2 protein-coding genes are annotated in these 2449 nt (G+C 35.6%); both read right to left on the bottom strand.

The annotated features are described in order from the left end of the window. Positions 1 to 48: 48 nt before the first annotated feature. Positions 49 to 462, bottom strand: coding sequence for a DUF4402 domain-containing protein (locus M899_RS11260; protein WP_021271580.1), 414 nt, complete (start codon positions 460 to 462; stop codon positions 49 to 51). A gap of 10 nt (positions 463 to 472) precedes the next feature. Beyond that, on the bottom strand, positions 473 to 2449 hold a 1977-nt coding region (locus tag M899_RS18575; RefSeq protein ID WP_021271579.1), incomplete at its 5' end, for a hypothetical protein.

Below are 2449 nucleotides of genomic sequence, written 5' to 3'. Positions count from 1 at the left end.
GAAAGGACAGATTCAAATTGAAAACAAAGGCGTTGTGGAAATTATTTTTTAGTAGATCACATCAATAATAAAAGAACCGCTATACCCTCCTCCTGGTTGATTCACAGGAATTTGCTCTAAAGTCGCTCCAACAAAAATTGTATCTTTACCCTTCTTGTCTAATTTTCCATTGGCCCCGGCCGCTGGCCTTGAATCAAAATTAGTTACCTGCAAGGGAAAACTTCCTGCTCCAAAGCGGGTAATCGTCATCGATGAGGGAAGAATTATTGTGTAAACAGTATTGCTATCTCCGGCCACATCAAATCTTGCATTATTAGAATCTGACTTTAAGGGGCGCACAACTTTTGGAGCATCACCTTGAGCAAGGGTGCCAAAATTTAAATCCTGCGTATTCACAATGGAAATTGGTATCGCTAAAGAATTCAATGAAATGGCAAAACACATTAATATAAATTTAATCACCAACACCTCATTAAAATTTTAATCCTTCAATATACAAAGTATCACCTTCTGCTGGCATGCTAAAATTCTTACGAATAATTTTGTCATTACAGCTAAAGCAGCGCACTTCTAAGATAAAATCTCCCGATGCAATATTATCAACAAGAAAATATCCATCACTTTCAATATTTACTTTGCGCTTCTCTCCCTTTGTATTTTCAACAAAGGCCTCGTAAGAATAAGGTCCCTTAAACTCTCCAAAGTCCACTTCCCCCTCAATCTCACCTCTTATATGAACTGGAAAATAAACCACACTCGTTTTTCCTGGGCGTGGCCATAATCGAAACCCCTCTTCTTTTGCTTTAAGAAATATATTTTCAATATTTTTCATGCTCACTTTAAAATCAATTGGTCTATGAGGTTGAAGCATAGAAAAAAAAGCGCGCCCCTTATCGTCTGTAACAGAAATTTGATTGCCAGCAAGTTTCCTAAATTCTACATTTGGTAAAATTTCTTCTTGTGAATCAAATTCACCATTTCCATTGCTATCCACATAAGCAACGACCTTAGCATTTCCGTATTCACTAGTTCTTTTATTAAAGAGCATGGCCCCCATTTCCTTTTCAAGTACGCCGCCGTATGAAAGATTTAAGGCCAAATCAATATTTTCTTTATCATCTATTTTGAAACTTGAACCAAGAGAGAATTTTTCAAATAATTTATCATAGCGAATACTTAAGGCCTCCGTGTTCGACGCCATTGTATAGGAAGTCCCCAAACTTAATGTTTGATTGAATTTATTTTTGAAATTAATATCAAAACTGATATCTTGAAGTTCTTTATCATCTGTATGGGCAATTAATTTAACTTGGTTTCTTCTCCATCCATAGCGAAAGAAAAATTCACCATTGTGAACTCCATCGACATCTTGATATGTCGCTGCCATATAGATATCAGAAAGAGAAAGTGATAATCGGACTTTTTTCTCCCAAATTGTTGCCTCTTTCATTCTTTTATTTTTTAGATCAGCAAAAATTTGAACATTAGTCATAAAAGGAATTGGGAGGAGAAACGTACCTTTTTTTACATCGACCAAACCTTCCTCGCTTATGAGGTCACTTTTAAAATCATTTGGTATTAGATAGGAAATATTTGAATTGATTCCAAGAAAAGAAAATTTAAGTGCTGCTTCATGAACCCAACTTTTTTGGTCATAGGCATTATTAACTGAGGCCACGACACCACCGATGAAAGTTGTTAAATTAAGGCCATAGAAATCTTTTTGTTCTTTGTTTGTAAATCTTGTTTGAAGGGCCTCAACAAAAACTTTGTTAAAAAGAAGATAGTCAACTTCTGCATAATGATAAGTTTGATTCTCTTTATCTACACCGAAGGCCCCTGTAACAATAGGGCGTTCTGTCTTTTGAAAAATATTTTCAATATTATATTCTTGATATTGATGTTTCTTTTCGCCCTTCGGACCATAAAACACAAAGTGGAAATTATTTTTACCGTAATAGAGATCGACTTCACGAAATTCGTATCTTTGCTTTTCAATACTTCCAACCTCACGTCCAACAAGAACATCGTTGTGATAGAGTTCGACTTCCCAACCATTATCAAGAGGACCAGTAAAATCTTGTTTTGAAAAACGGCTAGCATTTGAAAAAGGACGATTGCTAAAGTAGAGCCCTTTCAACTCCTTTGCACCACCAATTAATTTCAAGCTTCCTGTGCTAAAGTTATATAACTTCAATTCACTTAAACCAAGATCCCCAAAAATCCTATTGCGATGATCGTTGCGCTCAAGAGAAAGCCAAAAAGATTCTTTATGAGAGTTTACCCCAGTATACTTTGAGTACAGTTCACCTTTTAGCACTTCAGCAGATACTGACGTCTGGTGAAGAATATCTAAGCTTTCATTTTTAGTGATTCCATTTTTCTTATAACGCGAAGAGAGGTCTTGATCAAAATTAAATCCGTCAAACCAAGCTCTTTTGATTTCAAT

The organism is Bacteriovorax sp. BSW11_IV, assembly GCF_000447755.1.
Taxonomy (GTDB): Bacteria; Bdellovibrionota; Bacteriovoracia; order Bacteriovoracales; family Bacteriovoracaceae; genus BSW11-IV.
This window is presented reverse-complemented; position numbering and strand designations above follow the sequence as displayed.